We start from the raw sequence: 26171 nt of genomic DNA on the forward strand, positions 1-26171 counted from the left end.
GGTAGTGTGGGGTTTCCCCATGTGAGAGTAGGTCATCGTCAAGATTAAATTCCGAAACCCCATTTGCGAAAGCAGATGGGGTTTTGTTTTTGCGCGCGGAAAAGCTGTTAAACGCCGGTCCAAAAAAAACCACCCGTGGGGTGGTTTTCATTTTTTAACGCTGATCAGTCACCGCGATACACGCACCCGCTGGTGCATGTCTCGTGAATCCGTATGGCGGACAGCTCTGGCAGCAGCGGCTTCAACTCCTTCCAGATCCACTTCACCAACACTTCACTGGTCGGATTTTCCAGACCGGGGATGTCGTTGAGGTAGTTGTGGTCCAGACGCTCGTACAGAGGCTTGAATATCGTCTTGATCTCGGAGAAATCGCGAATCCATCCGGTATGGGGATCGGGTTCGCCTTGCAGGTAGATCGCTATACGAAATGAGTGACCGTGCAGGCGTCCGCACTTGTGGCCGTCTGGCACGTGAGGGAGCCGGTGAGCTGACTCGAACGTAAATTCTTTAAAAATTTCCACGGTGATATGAGCCTTGAGAAGTGGCGATCGCCAGAGCGATAAATGCAAGCGGCGAGTTTATCAGTAATGGTTTCGCGAGTGACAGGCGGAACCTGACCAGATAGTTAAGCCAAGGGCTGCAGGCGTTGAATGAGACGGCCTGTGTCGACGAGCTCCAGGAACTCGTCCCCCAGTCGCCTGCTGCTTTCCATTGCGGTCCGCCAATACCGCTGACGATCCGCATCCCTCCCGACGAACCGCTTGAAGTCGCTTCGATCAGGCAGCTTGCCAAAGGGCAGCGTAGCCAGATACTCCTTTGAGGGCGCAAGCAGTACGACGTCTTGAAGCCGAGTCTGGTCGCCTCTGCGCCAAGGCAGTGCCTTGTCAAACCAGCCTGGAATTATTTTGTCGGTAAAGTGCGGATACAGCACGATGTCGCTTCCGCTGTATGGAAGATCCAGATGGTAGTCGAGCAGGCCGCCGTCGCGGAACATCCCTGCGCCAACACCGGGTATCTCTGCAACGCCCTCCATAACCATGGGAATGGAGCCTGACGCCAGCAATGCCTGGCGCAGGTTGAGCGTATTCAGTGGCAAGCAATGAGACGGAAAGTCAGTCATTGGCAGAAGGGGAGGGGCGAGGCGTGGGTCGTGCATGACCAGCCGCTCGAAATGCCGCGACAGGCGCGCGCGCCCGAGCAGGTTATCTGCGATCACGGCTCCCAGCCCCAGGCTCAACCCAGCACGATGATCTCGGGCAAGCAAGCCGCGGCTTCTGACGATCATCACGTTGAGCCGGTAATGGACGTTCGTCAGGACGTGTGCATCATCCGCCTGCAAAAGCGCGTCGAGCATCGTCATACAGCTGCGGGTGACTTGAGCCATGGTCACGCCTTTGGCGAAACTCTGCTCGTTGTACAGTCGGCCAAGTCGCTGGATCCCTGCAACCGGGTCCGGCAAGCATGCGCTTGCAAAGCGCCAGGAACCGATGGAGGCGCCAATCAAGGAGCGCTCCCGCTGAGCCCGGGGCAGCCATTCGCCGAACAGCGCCAGATCCAGTCCCTGAATCCCCAGTGCTTTCGGTCCACCCGCCGCGCCCGGGATGATGCCCACATCTATCGGCAACAGCCCTTGCTCCCTGATCCGCGTCATCGCGCGCCTGCCGGCCTTGATGGTCAATGCCGGGTATTTGATGTGAATGTTGCTCATGGCCCCTCCATGGTCGGACAGGGGAGAATCATATCGTGGATCTCGCTTACATCCACCGGCGGCTTGCCACGTAGTGGCACGTAGCCAGATGAATTCAGCTTCAATTAAGTTCGCCGGGTTATCGTTGGCTCCGTAAACAACCAGACCACTACGGAGATCCACCATGAAATTCCTGACTGCTTTTATCGCTGCCACTGCACTCACCCTCACAGCCGGTTATGTCCAGGCCCGGGATCTGGGTCCAGATGAGGCGCTGAAACTGCGCGATGCAGGTACTATTCAATCCTTTGAAAAGCTCAACGCCGTCGCCTTGGCGAAGCATCCGAAATCCACCATCACTGACACCGAGCTGGAACAGGAATATGGCAAGTATGTTTACCAGATCGAACTGCGCGATACGCAAGGTGTGGAGTGGGACGTTGAAGTCGACGCCGTCAGCGGGCAGATCCTCAAAGACCATCAGGACGCCTGATGATCTCCAGTAAGCGTCCCGCCAAGCGTTTCGTTTACTGTCTGGTGGCCGCGTGTGCGGTCACCCCGAGCCTAGCGTGTCTGGCTCGGGATCTGAATCAGGACGAGGTGCTTGAGCTGCGCAGGAAAGGCGTGATTCTGCCACTTGAGCAGTTCATTGATCAGGCACTGGGACGTTACCCCGGCTCCAAGCTGCTTGAAGCCGAACTTGAGGAAAAACACGGTGTGTTGGTCTATGAGATCGAGCTGCTCACTGCGGATCATGTGGTGCGCGAACTGAAATTCGATGCCGGTGACAGCCGCCTGTTGCAAGACAAGGAAGACGATTGATGCGTTTGTTATTGGTTGAGGACCACGTTCCCCTGGCGGACGAGCTCATCAGTACGCTTGGCAGGCAGGGTTACGCGATCGACTGGCTGACTGACGGCCGCGATGCGGTTCATCAAGGGGCTACCGAGCCTTACGACCTGATCGTGCTTGATCTCGGTCTGCCAGGCGTTCCGGGACTAGAGGTCCTGCAGAAATGGCGGTCCGGCGGGCTGTCCACCCCCGTACTCATTCTGACGGCGCGGGCCTCGTGGGCCGAACGTATCGAAGGACTCAAGGCTGGCGCCGACGACTATCTGACCAAGCCCTTTCATCCCGAAGAGTTGCAGCTGCGCATTCAGGCGCTGCTTCGCCGTGTCCGTGGTCTGGCCAATCAGCCGAAACTTGAAGCCGCCGGCCTGCACCTGGACGAAGGGCGCCAGTGCGTCAGTCGCGGGGAGGAGGACATCCAGCTGACGGCGGCGGAGTTTCGCCTGCTGCGTTACTTCATGCTCCACCCCGGGCAGATTCTGTCCAAAAGTCATCTGGCCGAGCATCTTTATGACGGGGAGAACGAGCGGGACTCGAACGTGATCGAGGTCCACGTCAATCATTTGCGCCGCAAGCTTGGGCGGGCCGTGGTCGAGACACGACGCGGGCAAGGCTATCGTTTTGCCGGGACGGGCGAGTGAGGTCGATACAGCGACGCTTGAGCCTGGGCCTGATCAGCGTGCTGCTGATTGTGGGGCTGGTCCTGGCGCAGATCAGCCTGTGGTTGTTTGAAGTCGGCTTGCAGCGTTATCTCGAGTCTGGCCTGCGCAATGAAAGCGAGCTGCTGCTGGTGGCACTGGTTCGCGGCCCTGACGGCTTGCAGCTCGATGAGCATCGGCTGTCGCCCGGCTATCAACGACCCTATTCCGGCCATTATTTCCGGATTGATTTCGACCAGGGCCATTGGCGGTCGCGTTCGCTGTGGGATCTAGAGTTGCCGCATCCGGGCAAGCCCGGTCTGCACGCCGATCTCGCGCTTGAGAAGACCGACCAATCGCTGTTGCTGCTGCACACCGATTACCGCAAGTTCGGGCAAACCATCTCCATCACCGTCGCTCAGGACTACACCCCGGTGCGAGACAGTTTCGCACTGGTCCAGCGCATCGGTCTCGGGTTGGGGCTGATGGCCCTGATATTGATTCTGGTGTTGCAGCGCGTCACGGTTCGCCGCGCATTGCGCCCGCTGGAAAGGGCCAGAGAACAGATTTTCCAGCTGCAACAAGGGCAGCGCTCGCAACTTGATGAGCGAGTGCCGGTGGAACTTGAACCGCTGGTCGCGCAGATCAATCATCTGCTGGCCCACACCGAGGACAGTCTCAAGCGCTCCCGCAATGCCCTTGGCAATATGGGCCATGCGCTGAAAACGCCGCTGGCCGTGCTGATGAGCCTGGCCGAAGGCGACAGGCTGGCAGGTCATCCGCATGTGCGCGAGACCCTGCGCGATCAGCTGCAGCACATTCAGCAGCGTCTGGAGCGTGAGCTTAATCGCGCGCGTTTGTCAGGCGATGCGCTGCCGGGTGCGCGGTTTGATTGTGCTGCGGAGATACCCGGGCTGTTCTCCACATTGCGGATGATTCATGGCGAGCATCTGGAGCTGAGCAGTGAGATCGCTGCGGATCTGTTCCTGCCGTGGGATCGGGAGGACATCCTCGAGTTGTTGGGCAACGTGATGGACAACGCCTGCAAGTGGGCCGACAGCCAGGTCAGGCTGACCATTGCCAAAGGTGCTGATGGCTACTGTCTTTTGATCGACGACGATGGCCCGGGCATCCCCTCGCAGCATCGCGATGAAGTGATCGGCCGTGGCAATCGTCTGGACGAGCAAGTGACCGGCCACGGTCTGGGCCTCGGCATCGTCAAGGATATCGTGGAGGCGTGGGGCGGGCGCATTCAGTTGCTGGACAGCCCCATGGGCGGGCTGCAAGTACGCATCGATCTGCCCGAGCGACTCAGCCCGCAACTGCCCGGGAGCGAAAGCGCGCCTCATTCCTAGTGACCTCAACTTTTTGTGCGCCGGGCCGTTAACCGTAAAGGAACCCCAACGGCTCAACGCACAAAAACAAAGGGTCATGACTGCCATGCGGCTAAATCTCAAAGCCAAAGTACTTTCGCTTGCCGTGCTTCCGGTGTTGGTGTTCGCACTGATCATCAGCGTCAGCACCGTCATCATGCTGCGTGAGCAGGGCAAGCGCGACGTCGAAGAAACCCGCCAGCACCTGCTCGCTGAGGCCAAAGCCACGTTGCAAAGTTACGTGGCCGTTGCGCTGTGCACCATCAAACCGCTTTATGACGCGTCGGCCCCGGGTGACATGGAAGCGCGGGCGCAGGTCATCAAGATGCTCTCCCAGGTCACCTACGCCAAGGACGGGTATTTCTTCGGCTACGACTCTCAGGCGGTGCGGCTGTTCAAGGGCAATAGCCCTGACGGCATCGGCAAGAGCTTCAAGGATGCCCGCGATCCAAAAGGCGTTTTCGTGAATGCCGGTCTCGTTGACGTGGCGAAAGCGGGTACTCATTACCTGGAATATTCCTCCGCGCTGCCCGGTTCGAGCGAGCTGGTTCCCAAACTGGGTTACACCGAATACCTGCCGAAATGGGACATGGCCTTCGGGTCATCGATCAATCTGGACAACATTGATGCCAAGGTCCAGGAGCTGCAGAAGAATGTCGCCGAGCGCCGGCAGAACATGCTGGTCAGCATCATTGGCATCACGCTGCTGGTATTGGTGATTATCGCAGCGGTGGGTTTCTGGATCGCGGGCGGTATTCTGCGGCCGCTGCGCCTGATGAAAGCCAACCTCGATGACATCGCCGCCGGAGAGGGTGATCTGACTCAGCGCCTGGCGGTGACCTCCCAGGACGAACTCGGCGAGCTGGCCGGGTCGTTCAACCGCTTTGTGGACAAGATTCATGGGCTGGTCCGGCAGATCGCCGAAATGACCGCACAACTGACCGGGCTGGTGGGTGAAGTGACCGACCAGGCGCAACGTTCCGAGCAGGCAATGGAGCGTCAGCGTCACGAAACTGATCAGGTTGCCACGGCGATCAATCAGATGTCGGCCGCTGCGCAGGAAGTCGCGAAGAGCGCTCAAGGTGCTTCGGTTGCGGCGCAGCAAACCGATGCCGAAGGTCAGGCCGCCAAGCGAGTGGTCGACGGCAGCATCCAGCAGATTCACGCGCTGGTGAACGACATCCGCGACAGCGGTACCTCACTGGACAGCCTGCAGAATGACGTGTCGTCGATCGCCGGCGTGCTCGGAGTGATTCGTTCCATCGCCGATCAAACCAACCTTCTGGCGCTCAACGCTGCCATTGAAGCTGCGCGTGCCGGCGAAGCGGGCCGCGGGTTCGCAGTGGTGGCGGATGAGGTGCGTGCGCTGGCCAGCCGTACGCAGCAAAGCACTCAGGAAATCCAGGGCATGATCGAACGCTTGCAGCAGGGCACACAGGGCGCGGTGCAGGCGATGCGACGCTCGAGCGAGGCGGGCGACGGGACCTCCGCGCGCGCCAATGAAGCCGGCGCGTCGCTGGATACGATCGGTCAACTGATCGGCACGATCAACGCCATGAACGCGCAGATTGCCAGCGCCGCAGAAGAGCAGACGGCCGTGGCGGAAGAGATCAATCGCAGCGTCCACCAGATTGCCGTGGCGGTCGAGAGCGTGGCCGATGAAACCCGCCACGGCGCCTCCACGTCGCGCAACCTCACAGAACTGAATCAGCGTCTCGGCCAGTTGGTCCGGCAGTTCAGAATCTAGACCGGGGTGGCGGGCCTCGATCGGGGCTCGCTGTCCGCACCTCCTCCATTGACCTTGCACTTCAGCCGCGGCACTCCTGTGGCGATTGACGGACTAAGCATCAGACCGTGTGCTTGGCGCGGTGTAATGACATGGAAGAAACATGAACGAAACCGCGCTACAAAACAAAACCCTGCTGCTGTTATTGATACTGGTGACCATCGCGTTCATCTGGATCCTGCTGCCGTTCTACGGCGCGGTGTTCTGGGCGGTGATCCTCGGGATTATCTTTGCGCCGCTGCAACGCCGTCTGCTGGCCCGCTTCGGTTGGCAGCGCAACCTGACCTCTTTGTGCACGCTGACGATTTGTCTGCTGATCGCGATTCTGCCGGTGATCGTCATCGCGGCGTTGATGGTTCAGGAGGGGGCGACGCTTTACAAGAATGTGGAAAGTGGTCAGCTCGACATTGCCAAATACCTGGCTGAATTCAAAGTGCTGCTGCCGCCCTATGTGCAGCACTGGCTTGATCGCCTGGGCATGGGGGATTTCAACGGGTTGCGCGACAAGATCGCCAAAAGCGCGATGCAGGGCAGCAACTACCTGGCCACGCAGGCATTCAGCTTTGGGCAGGGCACGTTCGATTTCGTCGTCAGCTTTTTCATCATGCTGTACTTACTGTTCTTCTTCCTGCGCGATGGGCAGGACCTCACTCGCAAGATCCGCATCGCGATTCCGCTGGCTGAGCCGCAGAAGCGCCGCCTGCAGTTGAAGTTCACCCGTGTGGTTCGCGCTACTGTGAAGGGCAATATCGTGGTGGCGGTGACGCAGGGCGCGTTGGGCGGGTTTATTTTCTGGGCACTGGATATCCCGAGCGCGTTGCTGTGGGCGGTGATGATGGCGTTTCTGTCGTTGCTGCCGGCGGTGGGGGCGGGGATTGTCTGGGCGCCGGTCGCGCTGTATTTCCTGCTCAGCGGGATGATCTGGCAGGGCGTGGTGTTGGGGCTGTTCGGGGTGTTTGTGATCGGGCTGGTGGATAACGTGTTGCGTCCGATCCTGGTGGGCAAGGACACGCGGATGCCCGATTACCTGATTCTGATTTCGACGCTGGGCGGGATGGCGGTGTTCGGGTTGAACGGGTTTGTGATCGGGCCGATGGTGGCGGCGTTGTTTATGTCGACGTGGGCGTTGTTTACCGGCGACAAGAAAACCGTTCGATTGCCCGGTTAGCGTGTGCTTCTAAGATCAAGACCTAAAGCGTCTGCCTAACGGCAGACATTTCGCCTTCGGCGAGTTACTTGATAAAGCCCCAAGTAACCAAGGGCTTGTGCTCCTGGTTGGGCCCTTCCTTCGTCAGGGTTCCTTCACTCCGGTCTCGCTCCGTGGGCCCGCTGCCATCCGCCATCCATGGCGGGGGGCAGCTCTCGCCGCATCCATGCGGCTCGGCCCACTGCGCGAGACCTACGTTCAGCCTGCACCCAAGTCGCGATTGACGTCGTCTGGACTTCCTGTGCATGAAGATCAAGATCAAAAGCTTGGGGTGCTTTTCCAAGTAACTCGCCGAAGGCGAAATGTCTGCCGTTAGGCAGATGCTCTTGATCCTGAAGTGTGCCGAAGTACTAAATCAAAGCCATAAAAAAACCCTGCTCGAAGGCAGGGTTTTTTGTGCATCACTCAACCATCACAAACCCGCATGGCCCACCAGGGTCAGCAGCGGTTGCGGATAGACGCCCAGGAAGAACGCCAACAGCGTAATCCCCAACAGCATCACACCACCTGCACGTTGCGCCCAGTTGAACGGGGCGTCGTGGCGCTGGATCTTCGAGTCTTGCAGGTACAACGTCACCATCACACGCAGGTAATAGAACACGCCAATGGCGCTGCCCACGACCAGCGAACCGGTCAGCCACCACAGGTGCGCTTCGACGCCGGTTGCGATGATGTAGAACTTGCCGATGAAGCCCGTCGTCAGCGGGATACCCGCCAGGGACAGCATCATCACGGTCAGCACCGCCGTCAGGTACGGACGACGCCAGAACAGACCGCGGTATTCGAACATCGCGTCGGCATCGCGGCCGCTGTAAGGCGACGACATCAGCGTGACCACGCCGAACGCGCCCAGGCTGGTCAGCACGTAGGTGACCAGATAGACGTTGATCGCCTCGACCGCCATGCCCTTGCTCGCCACCATCGCGATCATCAGGTAACCGAAGTGCGCGATGGACGAGTAACCCAGCAGACGCTTGAGGTTGTTCTGCGTCAGCGCCAGCAGGTTACCGACGAGGATCGACGCCACGGCGATGACCGACATCACGTCCGTCAGCACGCCACTGGTGGCTGCCGGAGATATCTGGAACAGACGAACCAGCACGCCGAACACCGCGACCTTACTGGCCGTAGCGAGGAAAGCCGCTACCGGGGCAGGGGCGCCTTCGTACACGTCCGGTGTCCACAAGTGGAACGGCACCAGCGACAGCTTGAAGCCCAGACCCACCAGCATCATGCCCAGACCCAGGCTGGCGATCGGGCTTGGCATGCCGGTGGCGGCGATGGCCTTGCCGATTTCGCTGAAACCCAGGCTGCCGGATTCGGCATACAGCAGCGCCATACCGAACAGCAGGAACGCCGAGCCGGCTGCCGACAGCACCATGTACTTGATGCCACCTTCCAGCGAACGCTTGTTGAAGAACGCGTAAGCCACCAGACCGTAGACCGGCACCGACAGCAACTCCAGACCAATGAACAGGCTTGCCAGGTGTTGCGCGGCGACCAGCACCAGCCCGCCGGCCGCAGCCATGAGGATCAGCAGGTAAAGTTCTTCGCGGTTGCCCGGATAACCCGCCTTGCCTTCACCCAGGTAGGCGTGAGCCAGGGTGACGCAGGCCAGGGTCGACACCAGAATGATGCCCATGTAGAGGCAGGCGAAGCTGTCGATTTGCAGCAAAGGCGTGACCACCAGCGGCGCAACTTTCAGCGCCGGGTAGATGGACAGCAAAGCCAGGTTGAGTCCCGCTACCGTCAGCAGGAATGATTGCGAGTGACTGCGACGCCATGCGATGCCCAGCATCACCACCACAACGGTGATGCTGGTAATCAGCAGCGGCGCCAGCGCAATAAAGTGTTGAATCGTCAGGTCCATAGCGCTCTTACCGGGCCGAAGCGAGTTGAGTGAAGGCGGTGCCGAGCCATTGCTGCACGCCATGCATGGTCGCCGAGGATGTGTCGAGGATCGGTTGCGGGTACACGCCCAGCAGAATCAACAACACCGCCAGACCCAGCACCATGATCAATTCCCGACCGTCCATGCCTTTGTAGACCGCGTCGGATTTGGCCGGGCCGAAGTAGGCGCGGTGGATCATGATCAGCGAGTAGACAGAACCGAACACCAGACCGGATGTAGCGATGGCGGTAATCCACGGCGCGCTGACAAAGCTGCCGATCAGGATCAGGAATTCACCGACGAAGTTACCGGTGCCTGGCAGGCCCAGCGACGCAGCGGCGAAGAACAGGCTGATGGCCGGCAGGTACGCGATCTTGCTCCACAGGCCACCCATTTCGCGCATGTCGCGGGTGTGCAGACGCTCGTACAACTGACCGCTGAGGATAAACAGCGCGGCAGCCGACAGACCGTGAGCGAGCATCTGAACGACGACGCCTTGCAGCGCCTGCTGGCTACCGGAGTAGATGCCGATCAGCACGAAGCCCATGTGCGAAACGCTGGAAAACGCGATCAGGCGCTTGATGTCGGTCTGGGCGAAGGCGAGGAAAGCACCGTAGAAGATACCGATCAGGCCCAGCACCATGGCGATCGGCGCGAACTCGGCCGAGGCATTCGGAAACAGCGGCAGGGCAAAACGCAGCAGACCATACGCAGCGGTCTTCAGCAGGATGCCCGCCAGGTCCACGGAACCTGCGGTCGGCGCCTGGGCGTGAGCGTCAGGCAACCAGGAGTGCAGCGGCACGATTGGCAGCTTCACCGCGAAAGCAATGAAGAAGCCCAGCATCAGGATGTATTCGGTGCCGTGGGACAGCTTGGTTTTCAGCAGGTCCGCGTAGCCGAAGGTGATCACGCCGGTCTGGTTGAAGTGCACCAGGACCAGACCCAGGATCGCCACCAACATGATCAGGCCGCTGGCCTGAGTGAAGATGAAGAACTTGGTCGCTGCGTAGATCCGTGTCTTCTTGCCGTCCGCCGAGCTGTGACCCCAGAGCGCGATGAGGAAGTACATCGGCACCAGCATCATTTCCCAGAAGAAGAAGAACATGAACAGGTCGATGGCGAGGAACACGCCGACGACACCGCCCAGGATCCACATCAGGTTCAGGTGGAAGAAGCCGACGTTACGTTGAATCTCTTTCCACGAGCAGAGTACCGAGAGGATACCCAGCAGGCCGGTCAGCAGAATCATCAGCAGGGACAGGCCATCGAGGGCCAGGTGCACGCTGATGCCGAAGCGCTGGATCCACTGGAGCTTGAATTCAAGGGCCCAGGTCGGATCGGCGCCCGGAACTGGAGCGTAGGTAAACGTACCGGTGCTCCAGACCCACAGGCCCAGAATCGTCTCGAGAGACATGGTCAACAGCGCAATCCAGCGCGGCAGGGTAGGGCCGAAGCGCTCACCTTGCCAGCACAGCAGGCCGCCGATGAAGGGGATCAGGATTAGCCAGGGCAGAATCATGACGGGCTCAATTCCTTTCGCAAAGTCGCAAGGTTCATGTCAGTTCGACTCATCAGACCAGCACAATCGCGCCGAGTACCAGTACGGCACCTGCGGCGATCGAAGCGGCGTACCAACGGAGCTGACCGGTTTCGGTGCGGGTCATCAAGCCGTTGCCGGCTTTGACCAGACGCGGAATCAGGCCGATTGTGTGGTCAAGCGGGTCGCCACGCAGCAGGCGGCTGATCGCCAGGTAAGGTTTGACGAACAGCACGTCATACACCCAGTCGAAGCCCCAGGCCGCAAACCACCATGCAGACAGGAAACGACCCGGACCGCTGTTGGCGATGGCCGTGGCCAGACGACGCTTGCCGAGGAACAGCACCGCCGCCAGCAGGATGCCCGCCAGAGCGATGGCGCCCGAGGCGATTTCCAGGCTGTGCTTGGCTTCGCCGCCAGCATGCCCTGCGCTTTCCGGCAGGACGCCGGCCAGTGGCGGATGAATCCAGGCGCCAATGAACGTCGACAGCACGATCAGCACACCCAGCGGCAACCAGTGGGAAATCCCGTGGCCGGCGTGGGCTTCGGTCTTCGCTTCGCCGTGGAAGGCGATGAAGATCAGGCGGAAGGTGTACAGCGAGGTCATGAACGCACCGACCAGACCGGCATAAAGCAGGTACTGATGACCGCTGGCGAACGCTTCCCAGAGGATTTCGTCCTTGGAGTAGAAACCCGCAGTGACCAGTGGCAAGGCCGACAACGCCGCGCCGCCGACGATGAAGCTGGCGTAGGCCAGTGGCAGCTTCTTCCACAGGCCGCCCATCTTGAAGATGTTCTGCTCGTGGTGGCAGGCAACGATCACCGCACCGGACGCGAGGAACAGCAGCGCCTTGAAGAAGGCGTGGGTCATCAGGTGGAAAATCGCGCCGTCCCATGCACCCACGCCCAGCGCCAGGAACATGTAGCCGATCTGGCTCATGGTCGAGTAGGCGAGGATACGTTTGATGTCGGTCTGCACCAGTGCCGCGAAACCTGCCAGTACGAGAGTCACGCCCCCGACGATGCCGACCAGATGCAGGATGTCCGGAGCGAGGATGAACAGGCCGTGGGTCCGCGCGATCAGGTAAACGCCCGCGGTCACCATGGTGGCGGCGTGGATCAGTGCCGACACCGGAGTAGGACCGGCCATCGCATCCGCCAGCCAGGTTTGCAGCGGCAGTTGCGCGGATTTACCGACAGCACCGCCCAGCAGCATCAGTGTGGCCAGAACGATCCAGAAATCACCGACCTTGAAGTGCTGTGGTGCGCGAACCAGCAGTTCCTGAATGTTCAGCGTGCCCAGCTGCTGGAACAGGATGAACAGGCCGATGGCCATGAACACGTCGCCAATGCGGGTCACGATGAAGGCTTTCAGTGCCGCGTTGCCGTTGTTGCGGTTGCTGTAATAGAAACCGATCAACAAGTACGAGCACAGGCCCACGCCTTCCCAACCGAAGTAGATGAACAGCAGGTTATCGCCCAGGATCAGGAACAACATGCTGGCAATGAACAGGTTGGTGTAGGCGAAGAAGCGCGAATAGCCGTCTTCACCGCGCATGTACCACGAGGCGAACAGGTGAATCAGGAAGCCGACGCCGACCACCACACCGAGCATGGTGATGGACAGGCCATCGACATACAGGGCGAAGTTGGGCTCGAAGCCGTCCACTGACATCCAGCGCCACAGCACCATGGTCAGGTGACCGCCTTCCGGTGGTGAGACGTTGAACTGGAAGATCACGTAAGCGGCCACGATGGCCGACAGGCCAATGGAGCCCACGCCGATCAGGGCTGAGAGGTTTTCCGACCATTTGCCGCGCGAAAACGACAGCAGCAGGAAACCGATCAGGGGGAATACGAAAGTCAGAAAGAGTAGGTTCATCCGCGCATCTCGCTGGCAGCGTCGATATCGAGCGTGTGGAAGCGGCGATACAGTTGCAGCAGAATCGCCAGGCCAATGCTGGCCTCGGCTGCGGCAAGGCTGATCACCAGAATGAACATGATCTGGCCGTCAGGCTGTGCCCAACGGCTGCCCGCGACGACAAAGGCCAGCGCGGCTGCGTTCATCATGATTTCCAGGCTCATCAACACGAACAGAATGTTGCGGCGTACCAACAGGCCCGCCAGGCCGAGGCAGAACAGGATGCCGGCGACCGCCAGACCATGTTCCAGAGGGATTGCTGAGTTCATGGCTTTACTCCTTCGCCTCGTTGCGGCCGACATGGAACGCCGTCACGGCTGCCGCAAGCAGCAGCATCGAGGCGAGTTCGACAACCAGCAGGTAAGGGCCGAACAGGCTGATGCCGACGGCTTTGGCGTCCACCGTGGTGTGACCGATGGAAGCGCCGGTGGAGTTGGCGAACAGCACGTAAATCAATTCCGCCAGGAGCAGGCCGCCCAGCAGAATCGGACCGAGCCAGATGCCGGGTTTGAGCCAGGCGCGTTCTTGTTGAACCGAGGCCGGGCCCAGGTTCAGCATCATCACCACGAAGACGAACAGCACCATGATGGCGCCCGCATAGGCGATGACTTCCAGGGCACCGGCAAACGGCGCGCCGAGGCTGAAGAAGGTCATGGCCACAGCGATCAGCGAAATGATCAGGTAGAGCAGGGCGTGCACCGGGTTTGTGTTGGTGATCACCCGAAGGGTGGCCACCACAGCGATGCCGGATGCGAAATAGAAAGCGAATTCCATCTTTCTTCCTTAAGGCAGCAAGCTCTTGACGTTGATGGGCTGGGCTTCGTTCTGGGCATCGCCTTTCGGCTTGCCGGCGATGGCCATCCCCGCAACGCGGTAGAAGTTGTAATCAGGGTTCTTGCCGGGGCCGGAGATCAGCAGATCTTCCTTCTCGTACACCAGATCCTGACGTTTGAACTCGGCCATCTCGAAATCCGGTGTCAGCTGGATCGCGGTGGTCGGGCAAGCTTCCTCACACATGCCGCAGAAGATGCAACGCGAGAAATTGATGCGGAAGAACTCCGGGTACCAACGACCGTCGTCGGTCTCGGCCTTCTGCAGCGAGATGCAACCCACCGGGCACGCCACGGCGCACAGGTTGCACGCCACGCAGCGCTCTTCGCCGTCGGGGTCGCGGGTCAGGACGATGCGGCCACGGTAGCGCGGCGGCAGATAGACCTGCTCTTCCGGATATTGCAGGGTGTCACGCTTACGGAAGCCATGGCCGAAGACCATGATCAGGCTGCGCAGCTGGGTACCCGTACCCTTAACGATGTCGCCAATATATTTGAACATGGGTCAAATCCTCACTGAGCCGCCAGGACGACCGCAGCGGTCACCAGCAAATTGATCAGGGTCAGTGGCAAGCAGAACTTCCAGCTGAAATCCATCACCTGGTCATAACGCGGACGAGGGATCGAAGCACGCAACAGGATGAACAGCATGATGAAGAACGCGGTTTTCAGGGCAAACCACATGAACGACAGTTGCGGCAGGATATCGAACGGACCATGCCAGCCACCGAAGAACAGGGTCACCAGCAGCGCCGAGATCAGGATGATGCCGATGTACTCACCGACGAAGAACATGCCCCATTTCATGCCAGCGTATTCAATGTGGTAACCGTCGGCCAGTTCCTGTTCCGCTTCCGGCTGGTCGAACGGGTGACGGTGAGTCACGGCGACGCCAGCGATGAAGAAGGTACAGAAGCCGAAGAACTGCGGAATGATGAACCACAGGTGATCGGCCTGGTACTTGACGATGTCGCCCATGTTGAACGAACCGACCTGCACCACGATGCCCATCAGCGACAGGCCGAGGAACACTTCGTACGACACGGTCTGCGCCGAGGCACGCAAGCTGCCCAGCAGGGCGTACTTGTTGTTCGATGACCAACCGGCGAACAGCACCGCATAGACCGACAGACCGGCCATGGCGAAGAAGAACAGCAGACCGATGTTCAGGTCGGCGACTACCCAGGTCTGGGTCACCGGGATGACCGAGAACGCGATCAACAGCGCGCTCATGGCCACCACCGGCGCCAGGGTGAAGATCACCCGGTCGACGAAGGGCGGGTTCCAGTCCTCTTTAAAGAACATCTTCAGCATGTCGGCGGCGATCTGGAACATGCCGAACGGACCGACGCGGTTCGGACCGTAACGGTCCTGCCACCAGCCCAGCAGACGACGTTCGACGAAGCTGAGCAGCGCACCGCAGACCACCACGGCGAGCAACACCACGATGGCCTTGACGACAGCGATGATCGAGTCGATCACTTCAGGGGTGAACCAGGTCATTGAGCGGCCTCCTGCACGGCATCAACGGTTTTGCCGAACAGCGCCGGAGGAATGCCGGCCAGACCGGACGGCAATGCCACCAGGCCTGCGCCCAGTTCTTCGCTGATGCGCAGCGGCAGACGCAGTGTCTGTCCGGCAACACTCAGGCTCAGCAGTGCGCCGTCGTTGACGCCCAGACGGTCCGCTTCGGACTTGGCCAGCGCCACATATGCCTGAGGAATGCGCTCTTGAACCGGCGCGGCTTTGGAGGAAGTCTCCTCGCTGCCGAACAGGTGATAGAACGGCACGACCTGCCAGGTTCCTTGTGCAGGGGAGAAGGCACGCGGGACATTGGCGAACCAGCCCAGCTTGTCGCCGCTGCTTTCGATCAGGCGCACGCCCGGATCGCCGGCACGCAGGTGACCACCGACTTCGTCCTGGAACTTGTTCCACGCCTGTGGCGAGTTCCAGCCCGGCGACCAGGCGAACGGCACCTGGGAGCGGGGTTCGGCAGAGCCCGAATACCCTTCCATCGAGAACGCGAACGCGGTGTCCTTGTCCTGCGGTGTGCGCGGTTCGTGGACGCTGATATTGGCGCGCATGGCGGTCCGGCCGCTGTAACGCAGCGGCTCGCGAGCCAGTTTCAGGCCCTTGATGCGGAACGCAGCAGACGGCGCAGCACCGACGATGCCGGCCAGTTGCGGATTGCTCGCAGCGCAGGCAGCGGTGACGTGATCGAGCTGAGTCCAGTCAACTGGCTGATTCAACAGGGTAGCGCGCAGAGCATGCAGCCAGCGCCAGCCTTCGTGAACCAGAATGCTTGCGTCCAGGTAAGTTGGATCAAAGACCTGGAAGAAGCGCTGGGCGCGGCCTTCCTGGCTGACCAGCGTGCCGTCGCCTTCGGCAAAACTTGCAGCCGGCAGCACCAGATGCGCGCGGTCGGTGGTCGCAGTCTTTTGGTGATCAGCAACGATCACCACTTTCGCGGCCTTCAATGCAGCCTCGACCGTAGCGGCATCAACGCGGGTGAATAGATCGTTTTCCAGCACGACGATGGCGTCGGCCTGGCCCGAAATCACGGCCTGCAGCGCAGCGTCGACCGAGTCGCCACCGAACAGGGTCAGGCCCATGCTGTTGGCTTCCGGCACGATCAGGCTCAGCGAGCCCTGCTTGTCGCGCAGCTTCAAGGCCTTGGCGATGTTCGCCGCGGCTTCGATCAGCGCGTTCGAGCCCAGCGAGGCGCCGGATACGATCAGTGGGCGCTTGGCTTCAAGCAGCGCAGCAGCAATGCGCTCGGCCAGTTCCAGCGCTTCGCTGTCCAGGCCAACAACGGCCGGAGCGCTCGGGTCGATGGCGTGGGCCACGGCGAAACCGATGCGCGCCAGATCGTCGGGCGCCGCGTGCACGCACTCTTCGGCGATGTCGTCGAGGCGGGTGTCGGTGAGGCTGGCGATGAACAGCGGGTTCAACTCGTGCTGACCGATGTTCTTAACCGCAGCGTCGAGCCATGGCTGGACTTTCATCGCAGCGGCCATGTCTTCGGCTTTGTTCTTCACCGACTGACGCAAGCCGAGGGCCATGCGCGCAGCGGTCTGGGTGACGTCTTCGCCAAGGATGAACACGGCGTCGTGCTCTTCGACTTCACGCAGGGTCGGGATCGGCAGCGGGCTGTCTTTCAGCACTTGGGCGATCAGGCGCAGACGCTCCAGCTCCCCGGCTTCGATGCCCGAGTAGAAGTGCTCGGCGCCGACCAGTTCGCGCAGGGCGAAGTTGCTTTCCAGGCTGGCGCGGGGCGAACCGATGCCGACGATGTTGCGCCCGCGCAGCAGGTCAGCGGCCTTGTCCAGCGCAGCGTCCAGGCCCAGCTTGATGCCTTCGGCCAGCGGCTGGCGCGGACGGTCCGTGCGGTTGACGTAGCCATAACCGAAACGGCCACGGTCGCAGAGGAAATACTGGTTCACCGAACCGTTGTAGCGGTTTTCGATACGGCGGATTTCGCCATAACGTTCGCCCGGGCTGATGTTGCAGCCGCTTGAGCAGCCGTGGCAGATGCTCGGCGAGAACTGCATGTCCCATTTCCGGTTGTAGCGCTCGGAGTGGGTCTTGTCGGTGAATACACCGGTCGGGCAGACCTCGGTGAGGTTGCCGGAGAATTCGCTTTCCAGGGTGCCGTCTTCAACGCGACCGAAGTACACGTTGTCGTGGGCGCCAAACACGCCGAGGTCAGTGCCGCCGGCGTAGTCCTTATAGAAGCGCACGCAGCGATAGCAGGCGATGCAGCGGTTCATCTCGTGTGCGATGAACGGCCCCAGTTCCTGGTTCTGGTGGGTGCGCTTGGTGAAGCGATAGCGGCGCTCGTTGTGGCCGGTCATCACCGTCATGTCCTGCAAATGACAGTGACCGCCTTCCTCGCAGACCGGGCAGTCGTGCGGGTGGTTGGTCATCAGCCATTCGACGACGCTGGCGCGAAACGCCTTGGATTCGTCGTCTTCGATGGAGATCCAGGTGTTGTCAGTGGCGGGCGTCATGCAGGACATGACGATACGACCACGGGTGTCGTTCTCGTCGGTGTACTGCTTGACCGCGCACTGGCGACAGGCGCCAACACTGCCAAGTGCCGGATGCCAGCAGAAATAAGGGATGTCGAGGCCCAGCGACAGACACGCCTGTAACAGGTTGTCTGCGCCATCGACTTCGAGCGCTTTGCCGTCTACGTGGATAGTGGCCATGGTTCAAAGTTCTTCGTTGGCCCGGTGTCAGCGGGCGTGGCTAATGGAATCTCGGTGCCATCCGACTCAAACAGCCTCGCGGCGTCGTCGGATGCAGGGAAGGCGGCCTTGTGAGCCGCCGACCGTTTATCGTGTTATGCGCCGACCATGGTCGGACTGATGACCTGATTGAGGTCGCCCGCACGTGTCGGTGCGATGCCTGCCTCGAATTCCGGCCGGAAGTACTTGATCGCGCTGCCCAGAGGTTCCACGGCGCCCGGTGCGTGGGCGCAGAAGGTTTTGCCTGGGCCGAGGAAGTTGACCAACCCCAGCAGCGTCTCGATATCGCCCGGTTGACCCTGACCGTTTTCGAGGGCGCGCAGCATCTTTACGCTCCAGGGCAAGCCATCGCGGCACGGCGTGCAGAACCCGCACGACTCCTGGGCGAAGAACTCTTCCATGTTGCGCAGCAGCGACACCATGTTGACCTTGTCGTCCACCGCCATCGCCAGACCGGTCCCCATCCGGGTGCCGACCTTGGCCACGCCGCCGGCGTAGAATTGGCAATCGAGGTGTTCCGGCAACAGAAAGCCGGTACCGGCGCCGCCGGGCTGCCAGCACTTGAGCTTGAAGCCGTCGCGCATGCCGCCGGCGTAGTCCTCGAACAGCTCGCGGGCCGGCAGGCCGAAGGGCAGTTCCCACAGGCCGGGGTTCTTCACCTTGCCGGAGAAACCCATCAGCTTGGTGCCGTGGTCTTCGCTGCCTTCGCGGGCGAGGGACTTGTACCAGTCGTTGCCGTTGTTGACGATGGCCGGGACGTTGCACAGCGTCTCGACGTTGTTCACGCAGGTCGGCTTGCCCCATACGCCAACGGCGGCAGGGAAGGGTGGCTTGGAACGCGGGTTGGCGCGACGGCCTTCGAGGGAGTTGATCAGTGCGGTTTCTTCGCCGCAGATGTAACGCCCTGCGCCGGTGTGCACGATCAGCTCGAAATCAAAACCGCTGCCGAGGATGTTCTTGCCCAGCAGGCCGGCCGCTTCGGCTTCTTTTACCGCACGGCGCAGGTGCACGGCCGCAGTGGTGTATTCGCCGCGCAGGAAGATGTAACCGCGGTAGGCCTTCAGCGCGCGAGCACTGATCAGCATGCCTTCGATCAGCAGATGGGGCTGTTGCTCCATCAGCATGCGGTCCTTCCAGGTGTTCGGCTCCATTTCATCGGCGTTACACAGCAGGTAACGGATGTTCATGGATTCGTCTTTGGGCATCAGCCCCCACTTCACGCCCGTGGGGAAGCCTGCGCCGCCGCGACCCTTGAGTCCGGAGTCTTTGACGGCCTGGACGATTTCGTCAGGCGACAGTGTGGCGAACGCTTTGCGCGCCGCGGCGTAACCGTCTTTCTTCTGATATTCGTCGAGCCACACCGGCTCGCCGTCATCGCGCAGACGCCAGGTCAGCGGATGAGTTTCCGGAGCGCGGGTGATGAGGTTGGCGGGGCCGAAGGAAGTGATGGTCATACGTAACCCTCCAGCAGCGGGGCGACGCCCGCAGGCTGTAGATTGCCGAAAGTGTCGTCGTCGATCATGACCGCCGGCGCCTTGTCGCAGTTGCCCAGGCAGCAGGCCGGCAGCAACGTGAAACGGCCGTCGGTGGTGGTCTGACCCAGGCCGATGCCCAGCGTGCTCTGAATCTCGCTGACGATGTCTTCGTGACCGGCGATGAAACAGACCATGCTGTTGCAGACGCGAATGATGTGGCGGCCCACCGGCTGACGGAAGATCTGGCTATAGAACGTCGCCACGCCTTCAACGTCGCTGGCAGGGATGCCAAGCACTTCGCCGATTGCGTAGATGGCGCCGTCCGGCACCCAGCCGCGTTCCTTCTGGACGATTTTCAGGGCTTCGATGGACGCCGCGCGCGGGTCCTCGTAGTGATGCATTTCGTGCTCGATGGCCGAGCGTTCGGATTCGCTCAGGGCGAAACGGTCTGTCTGGATAAGCGTGCTGTTCATGCTTAGCGGTCCACGTCGGCCATAACGAAATCGATACTACCCAGGTACGCAATCAAGTCCGCGACCATGCTGCCTTTGATCACCGAAGGGATCTGCTGCAGGTGCGGGTAGCTTGGGGTGCGAATCCGGGTACGGTAGCTCATGGTGCCGCCGTCGCTCGTCAGGTAATAACTGTTGATGCCCTTGGTCGCTTCGATCATCTGGAAGGATTCGTTGGCCGGCATGACCGGGCCCCACGAAACCTGCAGGAAGTGGGTGATCAGGGTTTCGATGTGCTGCAGGGTGCGCTCTTTCGGCGGCGGCGTGGTCAGCGGGTGATCCGCCTTGTACGGGCCGGCCGGCATGTTGCGCATGCATTGCTCGATGATTTTCAGGCTCTGGCGCATCTCTTCGACGCGGACCATGCAGCGATCGTAGGCGTCGCCGTCGTGGGCCAGAGGCACTTCGAATTCGAAGTTCTCGTAACCGGAATACGGACGCGCCTTGCGCAGGTCGAAGTCCAGACCGGTCGCACGCAGGCTGGGCCCGGTGACGCCCCATTCCAGCGCTTCCTTGGTGTTGTACGCAGCGACGCCGACGGTACGACCCTTGAGGATGCTGTTCTGCAGCGCCGCCTTGGTGTACTCGTCGAGACGCTTGGGCATCCAGTCGATGAAGTCCTTGACCAGTTTTTCCCAGCCGCGCGGCAGGTCGTGGGCGACACCGCCGATGCGGAACCAGGCCGGGTGCAGACGGAAACCGGTGACGGCTTCGATCACGGTGTAGGCGCGCTGACGGTCGGTGAATGTGAAGAACACCGGGGTCATGGCGCCCACGTCCTGGATGTACGTTCCCAGGAACAGCAGGTGGCTGGTGATGCGGAAGAACTCGGACATCATGATGCGGATGACGTTGACCCGATCCGGCACGGTGATGCCGGCCAGTTTCTCGACCGAGAGCACGTACGGCAGGTTATTCATCACGCCGCCGAGGTAATCGATGCGGTCGGTGTACGGAATGTAGCTGTGCCAGGACTGGCGCTCGGCCATTTTCTCGGCGCCACGGTGGTGGTAACCGATGTCCGGCACGCAGTCGACGATCTCTTCGCCGTCCAGCTGCAGGATGATGCGGAACGCACCGTGGGCCGAAGGGTGGTTCGGGCCCAGGTTGAGGAACATGTAATCCTCGTTGGTGCCGGAACGCTTCATGCCCCAGTCTTCCGGACGGAAACGCGCGGCTTCCTCTTCCAGTTGCTGCTTGGCCAGCGTCAGGCTGTAGGGGTCGAACTCGGTGGCGCGGGCCGGGAAGTCCTTGCGCAACGGGTGACCTTCCCAGGTCGGCGGCATCATGATGCGGGTCAGGTGCGGGTGGCCCGGGAAGTCGATCCCGAACATGTCCCAGACTTCACGCTCGTACCAGTTGGCGTTCGGCCAGATGCCGGTCACGGTCGGCATGCTCAGGTCGCTTTCGGACAGCGCGACCTTGATCATGACGTCGCTGTTACGTTCTATCGACATCAAGTGATAGAACACGGTGAAGTCGGCGTCCGGCAGGCCACGGCGCTTGGTGCGCAGGCGCTCGTCGACGCCGTGCAGGTCGTACAGCATCACGTACGGCTTGGGCATCTGACGCAGGAAGGTCAGGATTTCGATCAGCCGCGCACGTTGCACCCACAGCACGGGCATGCCAGTGACGGTGGACTGGGCGCTGAAGGCTTCAGCGCCAAAACGGTTATGGAGTTCAACGACGACCTCTTGGTCGTCAGCCTTGTGAGGCGGGATGTACAGAGCGGTGTCTGCAGTCATAGGTCTCGATCGCTATCGGTCAACGTACAGAATGAACCCAGGTTCAGGCTTCTTTTTGTAAAAGAAAAACTGGATCAGACTTCGTCGGGGCTGCGCAGGTTGGTCACCGCAATACGCTGTTCGCGGCGCTGTTCCTTCTGCGACGGCATCTCGGCGCGATAAACGCCCTGATCACCGACGACCCAGGAAAGGGGACGACGCTCCTGGCCAATGGATTCCTGCAACAGCATCAAGCCTTGCAGAAATGCCTCTGGACGGGGCGGGCAGCCGGGCACGTAAACATCCACAGGGAGGAATTTATCCACGCCCTGAACCACGGAATAGATGTCATACATGCCACCGGAGTTAGCACAGGCGCCCATGGAGATGACCCACTTGGGCTCCAGCATTTGCTCATAGAGGCGCTGGATAATCGGGGCCATCTTTAGAAACGGGGTGCCGGCGATGACCATGAAATCCGCTTGGCGCGGCGATGCCCGGATCACTTCGGCGCCGAAGCGCGCGATGTCGTGGGGCGCCGTGAAGGCGGTGGTCATTTCCACATAGCAGCACGACAGGCCGAAGTTGTACGGCCAAAGGGAGTTCTTGCGACCCCAGTTGACCGCGCCATTCAGCACGTCTTCGAGCTTGCCCATGTAGATGTTTTTATGGACTTGGTCTTCTAACGGATCGGAAACGACTTCGCGTTGGCCGATGGGGTACTGCTCGTTAGGAGCATCCGGGTCGATCCTGGTGAGATTATATTGCATTGCCAAAGCCTCATTGTTTTAGCTTCGCCTGCCGGTTACGACGACCAACGGGAGCCCAATCGAGCGCCCCTACCCGCCATAGGTAGACAAGACCTGCCAACAGAATTGCTATGAAAACGAGCGCTTCGGCGAAGCCGGTCCAGCCGCTTTCGCGGACGGACACAGACCAGGCGTACAGAAAGAGGGCTTCAATGTCGAAAATCACGAAGAGCATCGCGACTAGATAGAATTTTGCCGAGAGCCGCAGACGGGCGCCGCCGGTGGGCAGCATGCCGGATTCGAACGGTTCGTTTTTGCTGCGGCCCCAGGCTTTGGAACCCAGCAGGCTGGAAAGGCCGAGCATGAAGGCGCAGAGGCCGACGACACCAAGGAGAAACACGGCGAAGCCCCAATTGTGGGCAATCAATCCTGTCGAGTCGGGCATGCTGGCAGTCCTTAACAGAGAGCAAAGGTCTCTGGGCTTGGAAAAGAAGTAGAAGCAGTGACGATATGTCGCAGTGCGATCAATTCCGGGATTTTATGTGCAAAAGGAGGGCAAGTAAATTTTCTGCATCAAATTTATTCGCAGGATTAATGAGATAGGTCACGGTTTTCATGCTTAGCCCCAGCCGGGGCGGGCATCGAAGAGGGTTTGGAGAAATATGTTTTTTGCGGCGCGGCGACAGTTCGGTCTGACTTAAATGATAATAAATATCATTTGGCGGCTGTATTTGATGTGTGTCACTGGAACGTGACGAAGTTCCCGTTTAATTAGCCGGGAGGGGAAGACGGTAATTGATTGTGTGGTTAATTAACTTTTAGGCGCTGATTTGAGTTGTCTATCGTTAATACTTGACTGGCAACGTAGGTTAAATCCCTCACTGTCATCAGAAAGCCGCCCGTAGGCGGCCTCTGAATTCCCATTACGTAGTGGCTTAATGGAACTGTTCTTCTTCCGTCGAGCCCGTCAGTGCGGTCACTGAAGACTTGCCGCCCTGAATGACCGTGGTCATGTCATCGAAGTAGCCGGTGCCCACTTCCTGCTGGTGCGCCACAAAGGTGTAGCCCTTGGCGGCGTCGGCAAACTCCTGTTCTTGCAGTTTCACGTAGGCGGTCATGTCGTTGCGGGCGTAGTCGTGCGCCAGGTTGAACATGCTGTGCCACATGTTGTGGATGCCGGCCAGCGTAATGAACTGATGCTTGTAGCCCATTGCCGACAGCTCGCGCTGGAATTTGGCGATGGTTGCGTCGTCCAGATTCTTCTTCCAGTTGAAGGAAGGCGAGCAGTTGTAGGACAGCAGCTGATCCGGGTATTCCTTTTTGATCGCTTCGGCGAAGCGACGGGCCTCGTCCAGATCCGGCTTGGCGGTTTCACACCAGATCAGATCGGCATAGGGCGCGTACGCCAGGCCGCGGGCAATCGCCTGGTCGAGGCCGGCGCGTACTTTGTAGAAGCCTTCCGGCGTGCGGGTGCCGGTCACGAACGGCTGGTCATACGGGTCGCAGTCCGAGGTCAGCAGGTCTGCGGCGTTGGCGTCGGTACGCGCCAGAATGATGGTCGGCACGCCGGCAACGTCAGCCGCCAGGCGGGCAGCCACCAGTTTCTGTACGGCTTCCTGGGTGGGCACCAGCACCTTGCCGCCCATGTGGCCGCATTTTTTCACGGACGCCAGTTGGTCTTCGAAGTGCACGCCGGCAGCGCCTGCCTCGATCATGCTCTTCATCAGTTCGTAGGCGTTGAGCACGCCGCCGAAACCGGCTTCGGCGTCGGCCACGATCGGCGCGAAGTAATCGATATAGCCTTCGTCGCCCGGGTTTTTGCCGGCTTTCCACTGGATTTGGTCGGCACGGCGGAACGAGTTATTGATGCGCTTGACCACGGTCGGCACCGAGTCCACCGGGTACAGCGACTGATCGGGGTACATCGATTCGGCGGAGTTGTTGTCCGCCGCGACTTGCCAGCCAGACAGGTAGATCGCCTGAATGCCGGCTTTGACTTGTTGCACGGCCTGACCGCCGGTGAGGGCGCCCATGCAGTTGACGAAATCCTTGTCGGGTCGGAAGGACGGCTTGGCGCCCTGGGTTACCAGGTTCCACAGCTTGTCAGCGCCCAGCTTTGCAAACGTGTGTTCAGGCTGAACCGAGCCACGCAGGCGGACGACGTCAGCAGCGGAGTAGGTGCGGGTTACGCCTTTCCAGCGTGGATTCTCGGCCCAGTCTTTCTCGATGGCTGCAATTTGTTGTTCGCGTGTCAGTGCCATGGGGTAAACCTCGTTGCTTGGTGTTGTGGGTCTTGAGGTGAAGCTCCTTGCTTCGCCGGCGCCGGGTGTTTCTTCAAGGCGCACTGATGGCTGCTCGCTGAATCGGAAAGCATGGATTCTCAGTCAGATTTTTTCGCCATCAGGATGATGAGGCGATGAAGCTGCCTTTTGGGCGGAAATGACGTTAATCGGCACGAACATGCTGAGTTCGAGCGCGATCAGGAGGCGTTCTGCATGACCTCCGATCAGCGGGAGCGAGGCCATCATGCCTCGCCGATTTTGCCTCGTCAAACACTTTGTAGTGCTTTTTTTAGAGCACTACATCCTTCGTCTAATACGACTTGTCGGTCAGTTTCAGGCGTGTGAGTGCTGGGAAGGGGAAGTCAGCGTGGGTACTGGGCGGTCACGGTATGGAGGCAGGATGTAGTGCCGGATCGGGCACTACATAATTGGCGGTATCTAACCGGAATAGCACGGATGGCCACGGTCCATGTGGGAGCGACCGGGGTGGCGCTCCACCTTGCTCGCGAAAGCCTTTTGTCAGCCACCAGAGAGCCATTGGCTGCACCGGCCTCTTCGTGAGCAAGCTCACTCCCACAATTTTGCGCAGTGGCTAAATCACCCTTGGGCTTGGCATTGCGATAACGAGCGTTTCCCCTCAATCCAGGCTATCGACCTTCACCCGCAGCTGCATGTCATTGCTGCCCTGTGTCGAGTAGCGTCGGACGACGCCATGCTCGTCGGCGCGGGACTGATCGCTGGCGCCGGCCAGCGTGATCCACTCACCCAGCCGACCACTGACTTGCGTGTCGGTGCTCTGCACCTTGATCGCGTCGGCCTGTTGCTGGCTCATGCGGTCGTTGTTGGTGCTGATGCTCAGGTGGACGATGTCACCGGTGACCGTCGCGGTGACGTAGAAGCCTTGGGTCACGTTGCGGTATTGCGTGTTGGTCTGCGGGTAGCCATAGCCATCGGACTGCACAGTGGTGATCGGTACGCTCTGGCCCATCTGAATCAGCGCCGGCGTCCCTTCGTTGGCCTGAACCTGTTGCACGCCACCGTCGCGACTGGCGGTGCCGTAATTCTGGATGCGCGTGCGGCCGTCGGCGCTGATGCGTCCGTCCTGGGAACGCACGGTGCCATTGACCGAGTAACCCTGGTCGCTCTGGACCGTGCTGTCACTGGTGTCGACGCTGATCATGAGTCGCTTGGGCGCGGTATCGAGTTGACCGAGGAGGTCGCGCAGTTCGCTGATCTTGTCCGGTTCGGCGTTGACGATGAGCTTGTTGCCATAGGCATTGACGCTGCCTTCGTTGCCCAGAAACGACTTTACGGTGGGCAGCAGATCGTCGCTGGTGCGGTAATTCAGGGGGATGACTTCAGTGGCGGCCGAAGCCGTGAAGCTGCAAGCCAACAACAGTGAAGCGAGGAGGGTGCGTAATGACATCGATGTGGTCTCCGCGAGGGGCGCGTCTGAACGA

General features: G+C 60.3%; 24 protein-coding genes. 6 read left to right on the forward strand and 18 right to left on the reverse strand.

The features are described from left to right. Positions 1-164 precede the first annotated feature (164 nt). Together queD and ACYASU_RS14175 are read right to left on the reverse strand one after the other, a co-directional pair. Complete coding sequence (gene queD, locus ACYASU_RS14170; RefSeq protein ID WP_172611443.1) at positions 165-521, reverse strand: 6-carboxytetrahydropterin synthase QueD; 357 nt, start codon at positions 519-521, stop codon at positions 165-167. Between the two features lie 104 nt (positions 522-625). Continuing rightward, positions 626-1708, reverse strand: a complete 1083-nt coding sequence (locus tag ACYASU_RS14175; RefSeq protein WP_463583160.1) for a patatin-like phospholipase family protein — start codon at positions 1706-1708, stop codon at positions 626-628. Between the two features lie 163 nt (positions 1709-1871). Between ACYASU_RS14175 and ACYASU_RS14180 the strand changes: the two genes are divergently transcribed. The 6 genes from ACYASU_RS14180 to ACYASU_RS14205 all read left to right on the forward strand — a co-directional run bounded on the left by ACYASU_RS14180 (position 1872) and on the right by ACYASU_RS14205 (position 7501). Next, the gene (locus ACYASU_RS14180; RefSeq protein WP_463583161.1) at positions 1872-2180 is read left to right on the forward strand and encodes a PepSY domain-containing protein; all 309 of its coding nucleotides are present in this window, start codon (positions 1872-1874) and stop codon (positions 2178-2180) included. Then, complete coding sequence (locus ACYASU_RS14185; protein ID WP_192174854.1) at positions 2180-2509, forward strand: PepSY domain-containing protein; 330 nt, start codon at positions 2180-2182, stop codon at positions 2507-2509. Before ACYASU_RS14180 ends, ACYASU_RS14185 begins: the two co-directional genes overlap by 1 nt. Beyond that, on the forward strand, positions 2509-3177 hold the full coding sequence (locus ACYASU_RS14190; protein ID WP_272635029.1) for a response regulator transcription factor: 669 nt from the start codon (positions 2509-2511) through the stop codon (positions 3175-3177). Before ACYASU_RS14185 ends, ACYASU_RS14190 begins: the two co-directional genes overlap by 1 nt. Next, positions 3174-4529 carry an ATP-binding protein gene (locus ACYASU_RS14195; RefSeq protein WP_463583162.1) on the forward strand — a complete coding sequence of 452 codons (1356 nt, stop codon included), beginning with the start codon at positions 3174-3176 and terminating at the stop codon, positions 4527-4529. The genes ACYASU_RS14190 and ACYASU_RS14195 overlap by 4 nt, the downstream gene beginning before the upstream one ends. An 85-nt stretch (positions 4530-4614) precedes the next feature. Beyond that, positions 4615-6294 carry a methyl-accepting chemotaxis protein gene (locus ACYASU_RS14200; RefSeq protein ID WP_463583163.1) on the forward strand — a complete coding sequence of 560 codons (1680 nt, stop codon included), beginning with the start codon at positions 4615-4617 and terminating at the stop codon, positions 6292-6294. 142 nt (positions 6295-6436) lie between these two features. Then, complete coding sequence (locus ACYASU_RS14205; protein WP_192174850.1) at positions 6437-7501, forward strand: AI-2E family transporter; 1065 nt, start codon at positions 6437-6439, stop codon at positions 7499-7501. 451 nt (positions 7502-7952) lie between these two features. On the opposite strand, the gene nuoN is transcribed toward ACYASU_RS14205, so the two are convergent. The 16 genes from nuoN to ACYASU_RS14285 all read right to left on the reverse strand — a co-directional run bounded on the left by nuoN (position 7953) and on the right by ACYASU_RS14285 (position 26137). Continuing rightward, the gene (nuoN, locus tag ACYASU_RS14210; protein ID WP_192174849.1) at positions 7953-9410 is read right to left on the reverse strand and encodes an NADH-quinone oxidoreductase subunit NuoN; all 1458 of its coding nucleotides are present in this window, start codon (positions 9408-9410) and stop codon (positions 7953-7955) included. 7 nt (positions 9411-9417) lie between these two features. Further along, a complete protein-coding gene (nuoM, locus tag ACYASU_RS14215; protein WP_282370096.1) occupies positions 9418-10950 on the reverse strand; it encodes an NADH-quinone oxidoreductase subunit M in 1533 nt (510 codons plus the stop codon). A 52-nt stretch (positions 10951-11002) separates the two neighbouring features. Continuing rightward, positions 11003-12850 carry an NADH-quinone oxidoreductase subunit L gene (gene nuoL, locus ACYASU_RS14220; protein WP_172611451.1) on the reverse strand — a complete coding sequence of 616 codons (1848 nt, stop codon included), beginning with the start codon at positions 12848-12850 and terminating at the stop codon, positions 11003-11005. After that, entirely contained in the window at positions 12847-13158 is a 312-nt protein-coding gene (nuoK, locus tag ACYASU_RS14225; RefSeq protein WP_065989117.1) for an NADH-quinone oxidoreductase subunit NuoK, read from the reverse strand. Before nuoK ends, nuoL begins: the two co-directional genes overlap by 4 nt. A gap of 4 nt (positions 13159-13162) precedes the next feature. Beyond that, entirely contained in the window at positions 13163-13663 is a 501-nt protein-coding gene (gene nuoJ, locus ACYASU_RS14230; protein ID WP_037008804.1) for an NADH-quinone oxidoreductase subunit J, read from the reverse strand. Positions 13664-13672: 9 nt separating this feature from the next. After that, positions 13673-14221, reverse strand: a complete 549-nt coding sequence (gene nuoI, locus ACYASU_RS14235) for an NADH-quinone oxidoreductase subunit NuoI (RefSeq protein WP_037008808.1) — start codon at positions 14219-14221, stop codon at positions 13673-13675. An 11-nt stretch (positions 14222-14232) separates the two neighbouring features. Further along, a complete protein-coding gene (nuoH, locus tag ACYASU_RS14240; RefSeq protein WP_037008811.1) occupies positions 14233-15222 on the reverse strand; it encodes an NADH-quinone oxidoreductase subunit NuoH in 990 nt (329 codons plus the stop codon). Next, positions 15219-17930, reverse strand: coding sequence for an NADH-quinone oxidoreductase subunit NuoG (gene nuoG, locus ACYASU_RS14245; protein WP_463583164.1), 2712 nt, complete (start codon positions 17928-17930; stop codon positions 15219-15221). The genes nuoH and nuoG overlap by 4 nt, the downstream gene beginning before the upstream one ends. A gap of 134 nt (positions 17931-18064) precedes the next feature. Further along, positions 18065-19423 (reverse strand): NADH-quinone oxidoreductase subunit NuoF, encoded by a 1359-nt coding sequence (gene nuoF / locus ACYASU_RS14250; protein ID WP_192174847.1) that lies wholly within the window; start codon positions 19421-19423, stop codon positions 18065-18067. Then, on the reverse strand, positions 19420-19917 hold the full coding sequence (gene nuoE / locus ACYASU_RS14255) for an NADH-quinone oxidoreductase subunit NuoE (protein WP_282370081.1): 498 nt from the start codon (positions 19915-19917) through the stop codon (positions 19420-19422). The genes nuoF and nuoE overlap by 4 nt, the downstream gene beginning before the upstream one ends. 2 nt (positions 19918-19919) lie before the next feature. Further along, positions 19920-21701 carry an NADH-quinone oxidoreductase subunit C/D gene (gene nuoC, locus ACYASU_RS14260; RefSeq protein WP_122536330.1) on the reverse strand — a complete coding sequence of 594 codons (1782 nt, stop codon included), beginning with the start codon at positions 21699-21701 and terminating at the stop codon, positions 19920-19922. 74 nt (positions 21702-21775) lie between these two features. Next, positions 21776-22450, reverse strand: coding sequence for a NuoB/complex I 20 kDa subunit family protein (locus ACYASU_RS14265; protein ID WP_463583165.1), 675 nt, complete (start codon positions 22448-22450; stop codon positions 21776-21778). Between the two features lie 10 nt (positions 22451-22460). Then, complete coding sequence (locus tag ACYASU_RS14270) at positions 22461-22874, reverse strand: NADH-quinone oxidoreductase subunit A (protein ID WP_037008823.1); 414 nt, start codon at positions 22872-22874, stop codon at positions 22461-22463. 490 nt (positions 22875-23364) lie between these two features. Then, the gene (aceA, locus tag ACYASU_RS14275) at positions 23365-24690 is read right to left on the reverse strand and encodes an isocitrate lyase (protein ID WP_122625266.1); all 1326 of its coding nucleotides are present in this window, start codon (positions 24688-24690) and stop codon (positions 23365-23367) included. A 123-nt stretch (positions 24691-24813) separates the two neighbouring features. Next, positions 24814-24957 (reverse strand): hypothetical protein, encoded by a 144-nt coding sequence (locus ACYASU_RS14280; RefSeq protein WP_463583166.1) that lies wholly within the window; start codon positions 24955-24957, stop codon positions 24814-24816. A gap of 391 nt (positions 24958-25348) precedes the next feature. After that, on the reverse strand, positions 25349-26137 hold the full coding sequence (locus ACYASU_RS14285) for a secretin N-terminal domain-containing protein (RefSeq protein WP_282370065.1): 789 nt from the start codon (positions 26135-26137) through the stop codon (positions 25349-25351). Between the last annotated feature and the right edge of the window lie 34 nt (positions 26138-26171).

The organism is Pseudomonas sp. HP_12 (assembly GCF_055283955.1).

Excerpts from the sequence above, each read along its gene's own strand:
- nuoC (WP_122536330.1), bottom strand. The coding sequence starts at position 21,701 with ATGACTGCAGACACCGCTCTGTACATCCCGCCTCACAAGGCTGACGAC.
- nuoK (WP_065989117.1), bottom strand. The coding sequence starts at position 13,158 with ATGAACTCAGCAATCCCTCTGGAACATGGTCTGGCGGTCGCCGGCATC.
- ACYASU_RS14265 (WP_463583165.1), bottom strand. The coding sequence starts at position 22,450 with ATGCAATATAATCTCACCAGGATCGACCCGGATGCTCCTAACGAGCAG.
- nuoN (WP_192174849.1), bottom strand. The coding sequence starts at position 9,410 with ATGGACCTGACGATTCAACACTTTATTGCGCTGGCGCCGCTGCTGATT.
- ACYASU_RS14185 (WP_192174854.1), top strand. The coding sequence starts at position 2,180 with ATGATCTCCAGTAAGCGTCCCGCCAAGCGTTTCGTTTACTGTCTGGTG.
- aceA (WP_122625266.1), bottom strand. The coding sequence starts at position 24,690 with ATGGCACTGACACGCGAACAACAAATTGCAGCCATCGAGAAAGACTGG.
- ACYASU_RS14180 (WP_463583161.1), top strand. The coding sequence starts at position 1,872 with ATGAAATTCCTGACTGCTTTTATCGCTGCCACTGCACTCACCCTCACA.
- ACYASU_RS14270 (WP_037008823.1), bottom strand. The coding sequence starts at position 22,874 with ATGCCCGACTCGACAGGATTGATTGCCCACAATTGGGGCTTCGCCGTG.
- nuoL (WP_172611451.1), bottom strand. The coding sequence starts at position 12,850 with ATGAACCTACTCTTTCTGACTTTCGTATTCCCCCTGATCGGTTTCCTG.
- ACYASU_RS14175 (WP_463583160.1), bottom strand. The coding sequence starts at position 1,708 with ATGAGCAACATTCACATCAAATACCCGGCATTGACCATCAAGGCCGGC.
- nuoJ (WP_037008804.1), bottom strand. The coding sequence starts at position 13,663 with ATGGAATTCGCTTTCTATTTCGCATCCGGCATCGCTGTGGTGGCCACC.
- ACYASU_RS14205 (WP_192174850.1), top strand. The coding sequence starts at position 6,437 with ATGAACGAAACCGCGCTACAAAACAAAACCCTGCTGCTGTTATTGATA.
- ACYASU_RS14190 (WP_272635029.1), top strand. The coding sequence starts at position 2,509 with ATGCGTTTGTTATTGGTTGAGGACCACGTTCCCCTGGCGGACGAGCTC.
- nuoF (WP_192174847.1), bottom strand. The coding sequence starts at position 19,423 with ATGACCATCACTTCCTTCGGCCCCGCCAACCTCATCACCCGCGCTCCG.
- nuoM (WP_282370096.1), bottom strand. The coding sequence starts at position 10,950 with ATGATTCTGCCCTGGCTAATCCTGATCCCCTTCATCGGCGGCCTGCTG.
- nuoG (WP_463583164.1), bottom strand. The coding sequence starts at position 17,930 with ATGGCCACTATCCACGTAGACGGCAAAGCGCTCGAAGTCGATGGCGCA.
- nuoH (WP_037008811.1), bottom strand. The coding sequence starts at position 15,222 with ATGACCTGGTTCACCCCTGAAGTGATCGACTCGATCATCGCTGTCGTC.
- nuoI (WP_037008808.1), bottom strand. The coding sequence starts at position 14,221 with ATGTTCAAATATATTGGCGACATCGTTAAGGGTACGGGTACCCAGCTG.
- nuoE (WP_282370081.1), bottom strand. The coding sequence starts at position 19,917 with ATGAACAGCACGCTTATCCAGACAGACCGTTTCGCCCTGAGCGAATCC.
- ACYASU_RS14280 (WP_463583166.1), bottom strand. The coding sequence starts at position 24,957 with ATGATGGCCTCGCTCCCGCTGATCGGAGGTCATGCAGAACGCCTCCTG.
- ACYASU_RS14200 (WP_463583163.1), top strand. The coding sequence starts at position 4,615 with ATGCGGCTAAATCTCAAAGCCAAAGTACTTTCGCTTGCCGTGCTTCCG.
- ACYASU_RS14285 (WP_282370065.1), bottom strand. The coding sequence starts at position 26,137 with ATGTCATTACGCACCCTCCTCGCTTCACTGTTGTTGGCTTGCAGCTTC.